Source organism: Actinomadura sp. WMMA1423 (assembly GCF_006547145.1).
Taxonomy (GTDB): domain Bacteria; phylum Actinomycetota; class Actinomycetes; order Streptosporangiales; family Streptosporangiaceae; genus Spirillospora.
In genome coordinates, this window is record NZ_CP041244.1 from 5,942,062 (window position 1) to 5,957,172 (window position 15,111).

11 protein-coding genes and 1 riboswitch are annotated in these 15,111 nt (G+C 70.0%); of the genes, 7 read left to right on the plus strand and 4 right to left on the minus strand.

All coding sequences use genetic code 11. From position 1 onward, the window contains the following. Positions 1-208, minus strand: a riboswitch (cyclic di-AMP (ydaO/yuaA leader). A gap of 263 nt (positions 209-471) precedes the next feature. From FKD65_RS27540 to FKD65_RS27565, 6 genes are all read left to right on the plus strand, one after another. Beyond that, the gene (locus FKD65_RS27540) at positions 472-999 is read left to right on the plus strand and encodes an amino-acid N-acetyltransferase (RefSeq protein WP_141580238.1); all 528 of its coding nucleotides are present in this window, start codon (positions 472-474) and stop codon (positions 997-999) included. Between the two features lie 5 nt (positions 1,000-1,004). Then, positions 1,005-1,823 (plus strand): RDD family protein, encoded by an 819-nt coding sequence (locus FKD65_RS27545; protein ID WP_141580240.1) that lies wholly within the window; start codon positions 1,005-1,007, stop codon positions 1,821-1,823. Between the two features lie 7 nt (positions 1,824-1,830). Beyond that, entirely contained in the window at positions 1,831-2,454 is a 624-nt protein-coding gene (locus tag FKD65_RS27550; protein ID WP_240809633.1) for an RDD family protein, read from the plus strand. Positions 2,455-3,447: 993 nt separating this feature from the next. Further along, complete coding sequence (locus tag FKD65_RS27555) at positions 3,448-3,771, plus strand: Lsr2 family protein (RefSeq protein ID WP_089316904.1); 324 nt, start codon at positions 3,448-3,450, stop codon at positions 3,769-3,771. 530 nt (positions 3,772-4,301) lie between these two features. Then, positions 4,302-6,836, plus strand: coding sequence for an ATP-dependent Clp protease ATP-binding subunit (locus tag FKD65_RS27560; protein WP_141580244.1), 2,535 nt, complete (start codon positions 4,302-4,304; stop codon positions 6,834-6,836). Between the two features lie 189 nt (positions 6,837-7,025). Continuing rightward, on the plus strand, positions 7,026-7,415 hold the full coding sequence (locus FKD65_RS27565; protein WP_141580246.1) for a VOC family protein: 390 nt from the start codon (positions 7,026-7,028) through the stop codon (positions 7,413-7,415). Between the two features lie 155 nt (positions 7,416-7,570). Here FKD65_RS27565 and add read toward each other — a convergent pair whose 3' ends face one another. After that, positions 7,571-8,554 carry an adenosine deaminase gene (add, locus tag FKD65_RS27570; protein ID WP_141580248.1) on the minus strand — a complete coding sequence of 328 codons (984 nt, stop codon included), beginning with the start codon at positions 8,552-8,554 and terminating at the stop codon, positions 7,571-7,573. Positions 8,555-8,839: 285 nt separating this feature from the next. Between add and FKD65_RS27575 the strand changes: the two genes are divergently transcribed. Then, the gene (locus FKD65_RS27575; RefSeq protein WP_205718273.1) at positions 8,840-9,862 is read left to right on the plus strand and encodes an NADAR family protein; all 1,023 of its coding nucleotides are present in this window, start codon (positions 8,840-8,842) and stop codon (positions 9,860-9,862) included. Between the two features lie 633 nt (positions 9,863-10,495). Here FKD65_RS27575 and FKD65_RS27580 read toward each other — a convergent pair. The 3 genes from FKD65_RS27580 to radA form a co-directional block, all read right to left on the minus strand. Beyond that, entirely contained in the window at positions 10,496-11,374 is an 879-nt protein-coding gene (locus FKD65_RS27580; protein WP_141580251.1) for an A/G-specific adenine glycosylase, read from the minus strand. A gap of 1,077 nt (positions 11,375-12,451) precedes the next feature. Then, positions 12,452-13,531: a DNA integrity scanning diadenylate cyclase DisA gene (gene disA / locus FKD65_RS27585; protein WP_141580254.1), complete on the minus strand. Its 1,080-nt coding sequence runs from the start codon at positions 13,529-13,531 to the stop codon at positions 12,452-12,454. A gap of 113 nt (positions 13,532-13,644) precedes the next feature. Further along, positions 13,645-15,093, minus strand: coding sequence for a DNA repair protein RadA (gene radA / locus FKD65_RS27590; protein WP_141580256.1), 1,449 nt, complete (start codon positions 15,091-15,093; stop codon positions 13,645-13,647). Between the last annotated feature and the right edge of the window lie 18 nt (positions 15,094-15,111).

Below are 15,111 nucleotides of genomic sequence, written 5' to 3' on the forward strand. Positions count from 1 at the left end.
TACTCCTCTCCTCAGCCGCCTACCGGGTTAGCTGACGGGTTAGGGCTGGAGCAGCCCGTCCGCGGCCGCGCGCGATCCGATCGCTCGCGGCTGCGGATTCACCCCTCACGGCGGGTCTTCAGGGGCGATCCCCTGAAACGCTCCGAAAGTGGGTCCCCGGCTCCCAGGAACGCTGGTTGCGACCGGTGGGACTCGGCGGTACGGCCTCCGCTCTGCGGTCGGCCGATGTCAGCGCAGGACACTAACGGAACCCGCATTGGATGCCAACCAGAACATGCGAATTCGCAGGTGGTGCGGCGCGGTGTACGAGGAACCACGGGATGTGTCACGCCCGTATCCTGTGTTCTGGCTCACTTTCGGACGGGCGGGCGGCGCCCCCGGTCGCTCTGGTCCGGTCGCCTGCGTGCGGTGCCCGGTGCGAGGTCTGGCGGAGGGCGGCCACTGGAGAGCCGCGGCGTTCGATAATCTCGCCTGTTTGTGGAAGTCGTGATCCGGCGGGCCCGTACCGCCGACGTCCCGGATATCAGCAGGCTCGTCGATCTGTACGCCGGGTCGGGGCGGCGCCTGCTGAAGAAGACGACGGTCAAGCTGTACGAGGACGTCCAGGAGTTCTGGGTCGCCGAGGACCTCCAGCACGGGACGCCTGGGCGCGTCGTCGGGTGCGGCGCCCTCCACGTCATGTGGGAGGACCTCGCGGAGGTCCGCTCTGTGGCCGTGGAGAAGGAGTGCGGGGGACGCGGTATCGGGCACCGCATCGTGACGCGCCTCCTGGAGACCGCGCGGGAACTCGGCGTGCGAAGGGTGTTCTGCCTTACCTTCGAGGTGGAGTTCTTCGCTCGCCACGGCTTCCAGCAGATCCTGGGGACTCCGGTGGCGCCAGAGGTGTACGAGGAACTCCTCCGCTCCTACGACGAAGGCGTGGCAGAGTTCTTGGACCTCGACCGGGTCAAGCCGAATACGTTGGGCAACACCCGGATGTTGCTTCGCCTGGAGGACTGACTCAAATGAGCGATTCCCCCCGCCGCGGGCGGCCTTACCAGCCCCCGCAGGGGCAGGGCTCCTATGGCCCGCCGCCCCCGTACCAAGGTTCCCAGTGGCAGCAACCGCAGCAGGGGTCGTCCCAGCAGCAGTGGCAGCAACAGCCCCAGCAGCAGCAATGGCAGCAGCCGCAACAGGACAACTGGAACCAGCAGCCCGCCTACGACGACCACGGCTCGTACGGCCACGGCTCCTACGGCGACAGCGGTGATGTGGCGCTGGCACCGATCTACCGCCGGGCGGGCGCGCGGATCATCGACAACGCGCTCGTCGCCGTCTTCGGGTTCGCTCTCGTCCTCCCGGTGACGATCGGCGCGTTCGGCCTGGGCAAGCCCGGCAGCAAGACGGAGGACGAGGGGGGTGTGTGGAACTGGCCCATCATCTTCACCCTCTTCTGTGTGCTCTCCGTGCTGCCGTTCATCTACGAGGCCGTCCAGTTGTCCATGTGGGGTCGCACGCTGGGGAAGCGCGTCCTCGGCCTGGGGGTCGTCCAGGCGCGGCCCGCGGGCAGCCCGATCACCACGACGCAGGCGGTCTGGCGTGCCGGTATCACCCACGTCGGCTACCAGCTCGGGGTCTTCTTCTTCCTCATCTTGGCGGTGATGGTGTGGGACTACGCCGCGTACGGGATGGTGCTGGTCTGGGCGGGTGCGCTCATGGCCTACCTCTGGGCGATCTGGGACCAGCCCCTGCACCAGTCACTGCACGATCGCTTCGCCGGCACGCTCGTCATTGACGAGCGGGTCGGATATGACGATTCCGAGTACTCCGAGTACGCGGGCTAAGGCCACGATGGCGGCACCGCTCGCCGAGCCGGGACAGAGGCTCCTCGCGCGCGTCGTCGACACGCTCGTCGTCGGCGTCCCCGTCGTTCTCGTCGTCCGTGAGCTCGTGTCCGGGCACGCGGCCGACGTCATCGCTCCCACCGCCGTGGCCGGATGCATGCTGCTGTACGAGGCGGTCCAGTTGGCCCTCTGGGGCCGGACGCTCGGCAAGCGCGTCGCGGGTATCGAGGTGGTCGTGGCGGCCCCTCAGGAGGCCCCTGGAGCGGCTGCGCAGGGCGCTGCGGAAGCCGCCGGTGGCGCCGGGCCCGGTGCCGCTTCGGCCCTACCCGTGTCCGTGCCCGGATTCGTGCCCGTGGCGGCCCCTGAGCCCGCGGAGAGCGCGGCTCCGGGAGAGGCCGAGGGCACCGGTGCAGGTGCGCGTCCGGACGTCCTGCGCTGCGTTCTGCGCGCCGCCGTCTATTCGGTGCCGATCGGCTTGCGTCCGATTCCCGTTCTGGGTGTGCTCGCGAGCGTCTTCTGGGTCGCGAACGCGGGGGTCTTGTTCGAGGGCACGCGCCGTCAGGCCGTTCACGACAGGCTCGCGGGGACGCTCGTGGTAAAACGTCCGCGGCCCGAATCCTCGGCCTTCTGAGGCCCTCCCGGGCGCCGTGAGGTGCCCGCGGCGTTCCAATACACTCCGTCCAATACCACGCGTCCGATACCGCGCGGTCGCGTGTGCGGCCCTGTGCGCACGCGAGGCGGCGCACGTGCGCCATACATGCTTTCGCCGAGATGCTCGCTGTTTCCGGGCGTCCGCCGGGCGACAGCATATGCCCGTTCCTTCCGGTTACGGTCCTGAAACCGGCGGGATCTGTCTCGTCCCGGACGTGGCCTCCGCTTTGGGAGTTCCCCTCCGAAGCCGTTGCCGCCGCCGGAACGGGACCGCGTGATTGCGGGCCTGGACTTACTTCGGAAGGCGCGGGCTCGCCCTTGGAACGGACCTTTCGCACGGCATGCCCCGCGCGGCGCGAGCCGGGCCGAGGGGCGGGTCCGTCCGGGCCCCGGGGCCGGGTTGAAGAACTGGGGCAGGCGGTGGGATTGTGTCCCGATCTTCCGATTTCAGGGCGCCGGCAGGCGTCCCGCTTCCGCCGCGTGAGCAGGGCGCCTGCCTCGCGCGCACGGCTCCGGCAACAGATTTCGGAGCCGGGCCGTCCGGCGTTATTCGTCCACGTCCCCGGTCGTGGCGTTGATCAGGCGCTGCCGGTCACCTGCGCAATACCGCGCGGGCGCGCGGTAAGTATCCGATACCGGAGGTTAATCGCGGCGGCGGCGGCGCCGTCCGCAAACCCGGGGCAATGTGCGCACGCCCGCGCAGGTCAGCGCGGTACGCCGTGACACCGGTCACGGTTGAAAACCCGGGCGGGTCGCCGCGGCATGGGGAATTGATGGACACCGGGCAGGATCCGGGCGTCATCCGAGGGTCGTGCGCACCCGAAACGACGAGGCCGATTACAGCCGGTAACGAACGGGAAGGCGACTTCGTGCGACTGCGGGTTCATGTGGACGCCGGAATTGTCATCTGCGAAGTTCTAGGTATATCTTTGGCACTCGATTAGAGTTTGCTCAAGCCGAAAGGTCTGTCCCCATGGCACAGAAGGTTCAGGTGCTTCTCGTCGACGACCTCGACGGTGGCGAGGCGGACGAGACCGTAGCGTTCTCGATCGACGGCGCCTCCTACGAGATCGACCTCAGTGGCGCCAACGCGACGAAGCTGCGGGAATCTCTGCAGCCGTTCGTCGAGAAGTCCCGTAAGGCGGGCACGGTCAACCGCCGCCGCCGGCAGCGCGGCGCTTCCAGCCGTGAACGCAGTGCGGAGATCCGCGCCTGGGCCAAGAACAACGGCATCAAGGTGAATGAGCGCGGCCGCATCCCGGCTCATGTGATCGAGCAGTACGAGGCGGCCAACTGACCCGCCCCGGACCACCGGCGGCCCGTCTCCGTTCGCGGGGCGGGCCGTTCGCCGTTCGCGGGCGTGCCGTTCGCGGGCGCGGCGTTCACGGTTGACCGTTCGCGAGGGAGCCGTTCCCGGGGCGGGCTCTCCACGACCGAGCGCTTCGCACGGCCGGCGGCACCCGGAAGGACGCCGGCGATTCGCCGCCCCGGCGGATCGATGCGAAGAGCCGTTCGCTTGTGGCGTAGCGTCCGTGCGGTTCACCGAGTCCGCCGTGAGGTACACAGGGCCCGCGGGTGGAAACTCCACCCCCATTCGGCACTCTCGGCCCGCGCCTTGATCGACCTGCGAAAAGTCCCCCGTTCGCTTGGGGCGTAGCGGGAACATGACGCACCGATGCGGTAGTTGGATGAGACTGAACAGCGCATAGCTGGGGAACGTCTCCTGGTGGGAGTGCACCGGGCGGCCTCCTCGGGGCGGGCTAGCATGCGGAAGGACAGTTCCGGACGTTCCGGACTCTGCCCAACCGCTCTGTGAGGAGCGACGAGATGTTCGAGAGGTTCACCGACCGCGCGCGGCGGGTTGTCGTCCTGGCTCAGGAAGAGGCCAGGATGCTCAACCACAACTACATCGGCACCGAGCACATCCTCCTGGGTCTGATCCACGAGGGTGAGGGCGTGGCCGCCAAGGCTCTGGAGAGCCTGGGGATCAGTCTTGAGGCCGTGCGTCAGCAGGTTGAAGAGATCATCGGCCAGGGCCAGCAGGCGCCGTCGGGCCACATCCCGTTCACTCCGCGTGCCAAGAAGGTCCTTGAGCTGTCGCTGCGTGAGGCGTTGCAGCTCGGCCACAACTACATCGGCACCGAGCACATCCTGCTGGGGCTGATCCGTGAGGGCGAGGGCGTCGCCGCCCAGGTGCTGGTGAAGCTCGGCGCCGACCTGAACCGGGTCCGCCAGCAGGTCATCCAGTTGCTCCACGGCTACCAGGGCAAGGAGCCGGCCGCCTCCGGCGGTCCCTCGGAGGCGGCTCCCTCCACGTCGCTCGTGCTCGACCAGTTCGGCCGCAACCTGACGCAGGCGGCCCGCGAGGGCAAGCTCGACCCGGTCATCGGCCGGGACAAGGAGATCGAGCGGGTCATGCAGGTGCTGTCCCGCCGTACCAAGAACAACCCCGTCCTCGTGGGCGAGCCCGGCGTCGGCAAGACCGCCGTCGTCGAGGGGCTCGCGCAGAAGATCGTCAAGGGCGAGGTGCCCGAGACGCTCAAGGACAAGCAGCTCTACACCCTCGACCTCGGCGCGCTGGTCGCCGGCTCCCGGTACCGCGGTGACTTCGAGGAGCGCCTGAAGAAGGTGCTGAAGGAGATCCGCACCCGCGGCGACATCATCCTGTTCATCGACGAGCTGCACACGCTGGTCGGTGCGGGCGCCGCCGAGGGCGCGATCGACGCCGCGTCCATCCTCAAGCCGATGCTGGCGCGCGGCGAGCTGCAGACCATCGGTGCCACCACGCTCGACGAGTACCGCAAGCACCTGGAGAAGGACGCCGCGCTGGAGCGCCGCTTCCAGCCGATCCAGGTCGCCGAGCCGTCGCTGTCGCACACGATCGAGATCCTCAAGGGCCTGCGCGACCGGTACGAGGCGCACCACCGCGTGTCGATCACCGACAGCGCGCTGGTCGCCGCCGCGCAGCTCGCCGACCGCTACATCAGCGACCGGTTCCTGCCCGACAAGGCGATCGACCTGATCGACGAGGCCGGCTCGCGGATGCGCATCCGCCGCATGACCGCGCCGCCGGACCTGCGCGAGTACGACGAGAAGATCGCCGACGTCCGGCGCGACAAGGAGTCCGCGATCGACGCGCAGGACTTCGAGAAGGCCGCGGCGCTGCGCGACTCCGAGAAGCAGCTGCTCGGCCAGAAGGCGCAGCGGGAGAAGGAGTGGAAGGCCGGCGACATGGACGTCGTCGCCGAGGTCACCGACGAGCTGATCGCCGAGGTCCTCGCCACCGCCACCGGCATCCCGGTCTTCAAGCTGACCGAGGAGGAGTCGACCCGCCTGCTGCGCATGGAGGACGAGCTCCACAAGCGCGTCATCGGCCAGGAGGACGCCATCAAGGCGCTCTCGCAGTCGATCCGGCGTACCCGCGCCGGCCTGAAGGACCCGAAGCGCCCCGGCGGTTCGTTCATCTTCGCCGGTCCGTCCGGTGTCGGTAAGACCGAGCTGTCCAAGACGCTCGCGGAGTTCCTGTTCGGCGACGAGGACGCGCTGATCCAGCTCGACATGTCCGAGTTCATGGAGAAGCACACCGTCTCGCGGCTGTTCGGCTCCCCGCCCGGCTACGTCGGGTACGAGGAGGGCGGCCAGCTCACCGAGAAGGTGCGCCGCAAGCCGTTCTCGGTGGTCCTGTTCGACGAGATCGAGAAGGCCCACCAGGACATCTTCAACTCGCTGCTGCAGATCCTGGAGGACGGCCGCCTCACCGACGCGCAGGGCCGCGTCGTGGACTTCAAGAACACCGTCATCATCATGACGACGAACCTGGGGTCCAAGGACATCTCCAAGGGCGTCTCGATGGGCTTCGCCCGTCAGAACGACGAGCAGGGCTCGTACGAGCGGATGAAGGCGAAGGTCTCGGAGGAGCTGAAGCAGCACTTCCGGCCCGAGTTCCTCAACCGCGTCGACGACACGGTGGTCTTCCACCAGCTCACCCCGAAGGAGATCATCCAGATCGTCGACCTGATGATCGCCAAGGTGGACCAGCGGCTCCACGACCGCGACATGGGCATCGAGCTCCGCCAGGAGGCCAAGGACCTGCTCGCGATCCGCGGCTACGACCCGGTGCTCGGCGCCCGGCCGCTGCGCCGCACGATCCAGCGGGAGATCGAGGACAACCTGTCCGAGAAGATCCTCTACAACGAGCTCAAGCCCGGCCAGATCGTGATCGTCGGCACGGAGGGCTTCGACCCCGAGAACAAGGACTCGGCGGAGAACGCCAAGTTCACCTTCAAGGGCGTGCCGAAGCCGTCCACCGTCCCCGACAGCCCGCCGCCCATCGAGGGCGCGGTCAACTTCAACAAGGACTAAGCGTCCGCACGACAAAGGCCCGCACCGGTCTCCGGGGCGGGCCTTTGTGGTGAAAGCGCCCTTGAGAGCCGTCGTGCTGATGGCCCGTACCGGGGCGCGCCTCGGCCAGCCGCAGCTTTGGGCATTCGCATGGTCGGGCTTCTCGCGGGCAGTATTCACTCACATGATCAACTAGCCCCGGGAGTTGCGATGAGCCGACTGATTCTGTCCGCCCCCGTTCTCGACGCCCCCGACCCGCACGCGCTGGCGGACTTCTACCGGCGCCTCCTCGGCTGGACGGTCGTGCAGCGCGAGCCGGACTGGGTGAAGCTGCGTCCTCCGGGTGGCGGTACCGGCCTGTCGTTCCAGACAGAGCCGCTCTACAAGGCTCCCACCTGGCCCGCCGCAGAGGGTGCTCAACTGCAGATGGTCCACCTGGACTTCGAGGTCGAAGACCTGGATGCCGCCGCGAAGCACGCGGAGGCCGTGGGTGGCGTCTTGGCCGACTTCCAGCCGGATGACGACGTGCGCGTCTTCCTGGATCCCGTGGGGCGGCCGTTCTGCCTCTTCGTGCGCGAGCCGGAAGCGCCGGTGGAGTAATCCACAGAACGCGGTTCTGCCTCCGGTGTTCGCCGGCTTTGCCGATCCTGGATCAGAGGCCGCGCCGGGCCGGGTCTCGCTCCGTCAGGTCTCGCTCGGGCCTGCTCGGAGCGGCCGGCTTTGGTCGGGGTTCGCGCGGGCTGGAGCGGGGGTGTTCAAGGGGAGGCGGGCGTCGTGAGCCAGGTGGTTATCGCTTCGTGGAGGGATTCCTTGGTGGCAGGCGGGGCGAAGGATGCGGTCACGCCTGCGCGGGCCAGGTCGGCCAGGGTGGTGTCGTCGTAGCCGAAGGCGGTGCGGACGCGCGTGTACTCGGTGGTGAGGGGGGTGCCGATCAGAGCGGGGATGTCAGTGTTGATGGTGATCAGCAGGCCTGCTTCGCGGAGACGGGGGAGTGGGTGCGCGTCCAGGGACGGGGCGAAGCCCAGGGCGACGTTGGAGGAGGGGCAGACCTCCAGGGCGATCCCCCGTTCGCGGACCTCGGCGACCAGGTCCGGGTCGTCCAGGATCCGGATGCCGTGGCCCAGCCGCTCGGTGCGTCCGGGGCCGAGCGCCTGCCGGATGCTGGCGGGCCCTTCTCCCTCGCCCGCGTGGTGGACGACGTGGAGCCCCGCGTCGTGGGCGGCGGCGAAGACCTCGTTGAACGGGTCGCCTGGGTGGGCCTCGTCGCCGGCGAGGCCCACGGCGACCACGCGGTCGTGGCGGCGGGCCAGATCCAGGGTGCGCCAAGCGCGCTCGACGGAGCGGCGGCGGGAATGGTCGAGGATCAGGCGGCACTCGATGCCGAAGGCCTCCTGGCCGGCCTCCAGGCCCTCCAGGACGGCCGCCAAGGGCATGTCGAGGTCGCCGAGGCGCTCGCCATGGGCGGCGGCCGTGAACGAGACCTCTGCGTACCGGACGCCCTGGGCGGACTCGTCCTCGCAGAACTCGTAGGCGACCCGGCGGAAGTCGTCGGGCCGCCGCAGGCAGGCGCGGACGAGGTCGTTCTGCGCGAAGAAGGAGGCGAAGTCACCGAAAGTGCCGACGTCGTCCGGGACCCGCACGCCGTTGGCGGCGCCGATCTCGCGGAGCGTCGCGCTGCGTACGGTGCTTTCGAGATGAACGTGCAGGTGGGCTTTGGGCAGGCTCAGCAGATCGCGCACGTGCGTACGTTACGAGCCGGTGGCCTGGGCTGACGAACGATTATTCGTTGACCCCGGCGGGGCGGTCCGCCCATGATTCGGCCGGACGCGCATGTCCGTGATGTGCTGCCGCGTGGCCCGGTGAGCTGACGACGGTTCCAACGGCTGTGCCTCACACCGCTGGACGAGGATTGAGGAGACCCCGCATTGCGACGGATCCATCGTTTCGAGGACGGGCAGCGCATCGAGGGAACGGCGCGGCCTGTCTTCATCCACAACTTCTCGTACCACCTCACGAGCCTCCAGGTGTTCGCGGACGGTGCGATCAACTGCTGGGATTGGGTCGACCTGCAGGGTCTGCGGGAGAAGCTCGAATGCGGCTGGGTGGTCACGGAGGTACCCGAGGGCGGTGAGATCAGCGCGTTCGAGTTGGGCAGCTGGAAGGCCGCCGAGCCGTCGTTCGGCCTCACTCCGGAGATGCTGCTGGGAGAGGTGGCCGACGACATCGAGCGGCTCAACGGCCGTCCGGATTCCACCGACCGCTGCCTGGCCGTGCTGGACCGGTACCTGGAGTCCAGGGACGAGGCCGACCGACGGGCGCTGCGCGAGGCGTACCTGGCCATCCCCGCGCACAAGCGCCATTATGCGCTCGGCGACATGGACAACAAGGACCGGCCGTTGGTCATCCTGTGCACCGACCTGGGCGAGCGTCCGATAGACGGCTGGTTCGAGTTCGACGACGTGGTCACCGAAGGCATGCGGGAATGGGCGTTCGATTACTTCGCCGAGCGCGACCGCGCACATGCCGAATACGCATCAAAAATCCCGGCCGACGAGTCGGGTGAACCTGTGGCAGGGACGATCCACTTCGGCGGACGCGTATTTCCGCGAGGTTGGCCGGACGAGCCCGGAATCGACGCCCTGCAGAACGACTACCCCGCCCCGATCGAGGTCGGCGGCGTCGTCTACCCGTCGGTCACGCACGCCTACTGGGCCCTGTCCACCGAGGATCTCGAGGCCCGTGAGCGGATCCGCGCGGCCGAACGCTCCCACGACGCCCGGAAGATCGGGGAAGAGGCGCCCCGACTCCAGGAGTGGCCGCAGATCAGGACGGCGGTGATGGGAGGCCTCCTGCGCGCGAAATACGCCCGGCATCCGGAATTGGCGGAGATCCTGCTCGGCACGGCCGACGCGCCGCTCGCTTACAGCGGATCGGACTCCGACCACTGGATCACGCGCGGAGGGGAAGGCCGCAACTGGGTAGGGCGCCTCCTGGAACTGGTCCGTTCCGAAATCCGAGCCCAGAGAGCGGGTGTTCCTCTTCCATGAAAAACGGCGAATGGATGAGTTCTCGGCGGACTCTGCCGGGCCGCCCGGGCGCCGCCGTTCGCCTCGCCACCGGCGGTGTGTCCCTCGCCCGAGCCTCCCGTCCCGGCTCGATGTAGTCGCGCCAAGTAGGTGGTGCGGGGTGACACCGTCGAACCCGGCGAGCCGTTGGCCCCTTGGCCGTCCCGGGGCAGCGTGGGGATCGGCGGGGGGACCGTCCGTCCCGACACCAGGTTGCGTGGCGCCGGCGCTCTCTCACTTGGGAGGGGTGCATTCGTTCGGCCCCGCCGCCCGCGCGCGGGTCGGCTCAGCCGTCCCGCCACTAGCCTGTAGCTGCGCCCGAGCACATGTTCCGCCTGCGCCTTCGCTTGTGTCGGCGCCTTCGCTTTGTGCCTCCGGCTGCGTCCGCGGCTGCGTCTCTGGGGTCGGAGAGGTGCTCCTCGACTGCGGTGTCGGCGGGGAGTGGATCCGGGCGCGGCATGGGGTGGCGGGCCGCTCGGTGGCGGTGTGCGGGTCCGCGCAGGGGGGCAGACCGCGCGGATCCGCGCCTGGCCCCGAGTGCCGGATCGTCGCTGTCGGCCTGGCTGGCTTCCGCCTGCGGAGCGGTGGTAGCGCCGGCCTTCAATGCGGCTGGGGTCAGACGGGTAGGGCGTAGCGGCCGTCTTCGAGGGGGTCGACGAGGCCGTCCGCGATGAGGGCGTCGAGGGCGCGTTCGCGCTGGACGGGGTCCGACCAGACGACGTCGAGGGCAGGCTTCGCGACCGGCTCCTCGGCGTCCCGGAGGACTGCGAGGAGGCGGCCTCGGCACTGCCGGTCGGTGCCGGCGTACGTCTGGCCGCGCCGCGGCGGCCCGTCGTAGGCGGGACGGCCGTTCAGCTGCCACGCGCACCTGTCGATGACCGGGCAGTCGACGCAGCGGGGCGAGCGGGCGGTACAGACCAGGGCGCCCAGCTCCATGACGGCGACGGCCCAGCGGGCGGCGGTCGGCGGGTCGAGCGGCAGGAGGCTCTCCGCGAGCCTGATCTCGGCCTTGGTCTGCGTCTTCGGCGGGTACTCGACGCCGGTGAGCAGCCGGGCGAGGACGCGCCGGACGTTGGTGTCGAGGACGGCGTGCCGCTGCCGGAACGCGAAGCTGGCGACGGCCGCGGCGGTGTAGGCGCCGATGCCGGGGAGCGCCAGCAGGTCCGCGTGCGAGGACGGGACGTCGCCGCCGTGCCGTTCGGTGATCGCGCGGGCGGCCTCGTGGAGGCGCAGCGCGCGGCGGGGGTAGCCGAGCCGCCCCCAAGCGCGGACGGCCTCGCCGGACGGCTCGGCCGCGAGTGCCTCGGGCGTCGGCCACCGGGTCATCCACGCGTCCCAGACGGGCAGGACGCGGGAGACCGGGGTCTGCTGGAGCATGATCTCGCTGACCAGGACGCCCCAGGGCGTCGCGTCCGGCGCCCGCCACGGGAGATCCCGAGCGTTCGCCTCGTACCAGCCGAGGATCGGGGCAGTGAAGGCGGAGTCGATGTTCATAACGCGCCGCCATTGTGACACGTCCGTCCCGCCACCACGCCCGCTTGGCCTCTGTGTCGGTCCCGCCTCTGCGCCCGCTTCGCCTCTGCGCCCGCTTCGCCTCTGCGCCCGCTTCGCCTCTGCGCCCGCTTCGCCTCTGCGCCCGCCTCGCCTCTGCGCCCGCTTCGCCTCTGCGCCCGCCTCGCCTCTGCGCCCGCCTCGCCTCTGTGTCCGTCCCGCCTCTGCGCCCGCTTCACCTCTGCGCCCGCTTCACCTCTGCGCCCGCTTCACCTCTGTGTCCGCCTCGCTCCTGCGCCCGCTTCGCCTCTGCGCCCGCTTCGCCTCAGCGCCCGCTTCACCTCTGTGTCCGTCCTGCCACTGCGCCGCTTCGCCTCTGTGTCCGTCCACTGCGCGGCTCCGCCGCATTCACCCCATTCGCCCCCGCCAGGCGTATCCGCCCTGGTCGGGCCAGGCCGCTCCCGTCCCATCAGGCCTCGCTGGACCGGGCTCCGCCCCCCGCCCGCCCGCTACGCCCCGACCCGCGCAGCGCGCCCGCGCGGTCACGCGTCGCGCGGTCCGTCACGTGTCGCGTTGCCCTGCGTCGCGCTGCCCGTCACGCGTCGCTAGTTGTTGCGTGCGCTCCGTCTGGTGCGTGCGCTCCGTCTGTTGCGCGCTCCGTTTGTTGCGTGCGATCCGCTTGTTTGCGCGTGCTCCGTCTCGCGCGGGTCGTTGCGCCGCTCGACGCGTCGTTAGCTCCGCGTTTGGGTGGTCGCGTGTTGCGTGCGGTTTCGTCTCGGGCGCGTTGTGATGCCTCGTGTTACGCGTCGTGCTTTGCTCGCTGTGTTCTGCCGCTTGCTGACCTCGGCCAACGTGTGTACGCGGGGGGCCGGGGTTCGGGCCTTGGTGGGTGGGGCTTCTGGGTCAGGGCCTGGCTCGCAGTGGCCTTGAGCGCCCGCGCGAACGTGTTACCTGCCCGGTGTGGTGTAGCCGGAGGCGAGGGGAGCCGGGTTGATCGTGAAGCGATGCCGCGTTTGCCCAGGAGCGGACACGTAGCGAGCCGTCAGGCGAGTGGAGCGGGCAGGGGCTTTGAAACGCGGGTTAGACGTAGCGTTCCAGGATGGAGGATTCGGCTAGGCGGGAGAGGCCCTCGCGGACGCTTCGGGCGCGGGACTCGCCTACGCCGCCGACGGCCTGGAGGTCGTCGATGCTGGCGGCGAGGAGCTTCTGCAGGCCGCCGAAGTGCTCTACGAGGCGCTCAACGACGGTGCTCGGCAGGCGGGGGACCTTGGCGAGCAGGCGGAAGCCCTTGGGGCTCACGGGGAGGTCGAGGGCATCGGGTCCGGCGAAGCCCATCACCTCTGCGACCGTGGACAGGTCGAGCAGCTCGTTGGCCGAGAGGGTGTCCAGGGAGGACAGGATGGCGTCGACGCCGCGGGTGCGGGTGTCGTCGGACGGGTAGTCGCGGACGATCAGCTGGCGGTCGACGTCCACGCCGGAGACCAGCTCGTCGAGCTGGAGGGAGAGCAGCCGGCCGTCGGTGCCGAGCTCGACGACGTAGCCCTCGATCTCGTCGGCGATGCGGCGCACCATCTCCAGGCGCTGCACGACGGCGCTGACGTCGCGGACGGTGACGAGGTCCTCGATCTCCAGCGCCGACAGCGTGCCGGACACCTCGTCGAGGCGCAGCTTGTAGCGCTCGAGCGTGGCCAGGGCCTGGTTGGCCTTGGAGAGGATGGCCGCGGAGTCTTCCAGGACGTAGCGGATGCCGTCGAGGTAGAGCGCGATGATGTGCATCGACTGGCTCACCGAGATGACCGGCAGGCCGGTCTGGCGGGCGACGCGCTCGGCGGTGCGGTGCCGGGTGCCCGACTCCTCGGTGGGGAGGGTGGAGTCCGGCACGAGGTGGACGGCGGCGCGGACGATGCGGGTGTGGCTGTCGTCGAGGACGATCGCGCCGTCCATCTTGGCGAGCTCGCGCAGCCGGGTGGCGGAGAACTCGACGTCGAGCTCGAAGCCGCCCGTGCACAGCTCCGCGACGGGCCCGTCGTAGCCGAGCACGATCAGGCCGCCGGTGTGGCCCCGCAGGATGCGCTCCAGCCCGTCGCGGATCTGGGTGCCCGGAGCCACCGCGGCCAACGTGGCGCGGCGTCGTTCGTCATGACTCTTGTGTACTGGCACCTGACCCCCGGAGGTCGCTGGACGGCGTCAGTTTACCGAGGCGGGCCGCGCGCTGGTTCCTCCCCAGGTCGCAAGCGTGCGTTGTGTGGAGTAATACTCTGGCGGGACGCCTGTCACGGAGCGGTAAAGGCCACCTGCAGCGCCTGCTGGAGGCTGTCGACCTCCATGACCTTCATGCCCTCGTAGCTGCTGAGCTGCGGATCGGCGCGCTTGAGGGGCCCGTCGGCCAGTTCGAGGGAGCCGCGCGGGATGACGGCGTACTTGAACCCGAGCCGGGCCGCCTCGGCCAGCCGCCGCTGGACGCCGGGCACGATGCGGACCTCTCCGGCGAGGCCGACCTCGCCGAGTGCGATGAGGCTGGTGGACAGCGCCTGCTCGACGGTGGAGCCCGCGACGGCGAGGCCGAGGGCGAGGTCGACGGAGGTCTCGGCGAGCCGGACGCCGCCGACGGTCGAGACGTAGACGTCCTGCTCGTGCATGGAGATCTTGCAGCGCTGCGCGAGGACGGCGAGGACCATCGCCACGCGGGAGGTGTCGAGCCCGGACGTGGCGCGCCGCGGCGCCGGGAGGTGCGACTTGGCGACCAGGGACTGCACCTCGGCGACGAGGGGGCGGCGCCCTTCGAGCGTGACGGTGACGCAGGTACCGGGCACGGCCTCCTCGCGGCGGGTGAGGAACAGGCCGCTCGGGTCGGGCAGCCCGACGATGCCGACCTCGGACAGGTCGAAGCAGCCGAGCTCGTCGGTGGGGCCGTACCGGTTCTTCATCGCGCGGATCATGCGGAGCCGGGAGTGCCGGTCGCCCTCGAAGTACAGGACGACGTCGACCAGGTGTTCCAGGAGGCGCGGGCCGGCGATCGAGCCCTCCTTGGTGACGTGGCCGACGAGCACGACGGTCATGCCGCGCTCCTTGGCGACCCTGATCAGGTTGGCGGCGACCTCGCGGACCTGGGTGACGCCGCCGGGCGCGCCGTCGGCCTCGGACGTGCCGATCGTCTGGATGGAGTCGACGACGAGCAGCCCCGGGTCGACCGAGTCGATGTGGCCGAGGATGGCCGACAGCTCCGTCTCGGCGGCCAGGTACAGCCGGTCGGTGATCGCGCCGACGCGGTCGGCGCGCAGCCGGACCTGCTCGGCCGACTCCTCGCCCGTCACGTACAGGACGTTCTCGCCCGCCGAGTCGGCCGAGCCCGCCGAGCCCGCGGCGTCGCCCGCCTTGGTGGAGGCGAGGGCGGCGACCTCCAGCAGCAGCGTCGACTTGCCGATGCCGGGCTCACCCGCCAGGAGCAGGACGGCCCCGGGCACGATGCCGCCGCCGAGGACGCGGTCGAGCTCGTCGAGGCCGGTGGGGCGCGTCTGCGCGGACCGCACGTCGACCTGCCCGATGGGGCGCGCCGGTGAGCTGACCGGCCCGGCCGACACGACCCGCGCCGGTGTCGCCGACGCGGCCTCGGTGACCGTTCCCCATGTCTGGCACTCGCCGCAGCGCCCGACCCACTTGGAGGTCTGCCACCCGCACTCCGAGCACCGGTAGGCGGCCTTGGCCGTCTTCGCCTTCGCCATGCGCGGAAGCGTAGAGCC

Coding starts and splice junctions, on each gene's coding strand:
- FKD65_RS27545 (WP_141580240.1), top strand. CDS start 1,005: ATGAGCGATTCCCCCCGCCGCGGGCGGCCTTACCAGCCCCCGCAGGGG.
- FKD65_RS27580 (WP_141580251.1), bottom strand. CDS start 11,374: ATGAACATCGACTCCGCCTTCACTGCCCCGATCCTCGGCTGGTACGAG.
- FKD65_RS27565 (WP_141580246.1), top strand. CDS start 7,026: ATGAGCCGACTGATTCTGTCCGCCCCCGTTCTCGACGCCCCCGACCCG.
- radA (WP_141580256.1), bottom strand. CDS start 15,093: ATGGCGAAGGCGAAGACGGCCAAGGCCGCCTACCGGTGCTCGGAGTGC.
- FKD65_RS27550 (WP_240809633.1), top strand. CDS start 1,831: ATGGCGGCACCGCTCGCCGAGCCGGGACAGAGGCTCCTCGCGCGCGTC.
- FKD65_RS27560 (WP_141580244.1), top strand. CDS start 4,302: ATGTTCGAGAGGTTCACCGACCGCGCGCGGCGGGTTGTCGTCCTGGCT.
- FKD65_RS27555 (WP_089316904.1), top strand. CDS start 3,448: ATGGCACAGAAGGTTCAGGTGCTTCTCGTCGACGACCTCGACGGTGGC.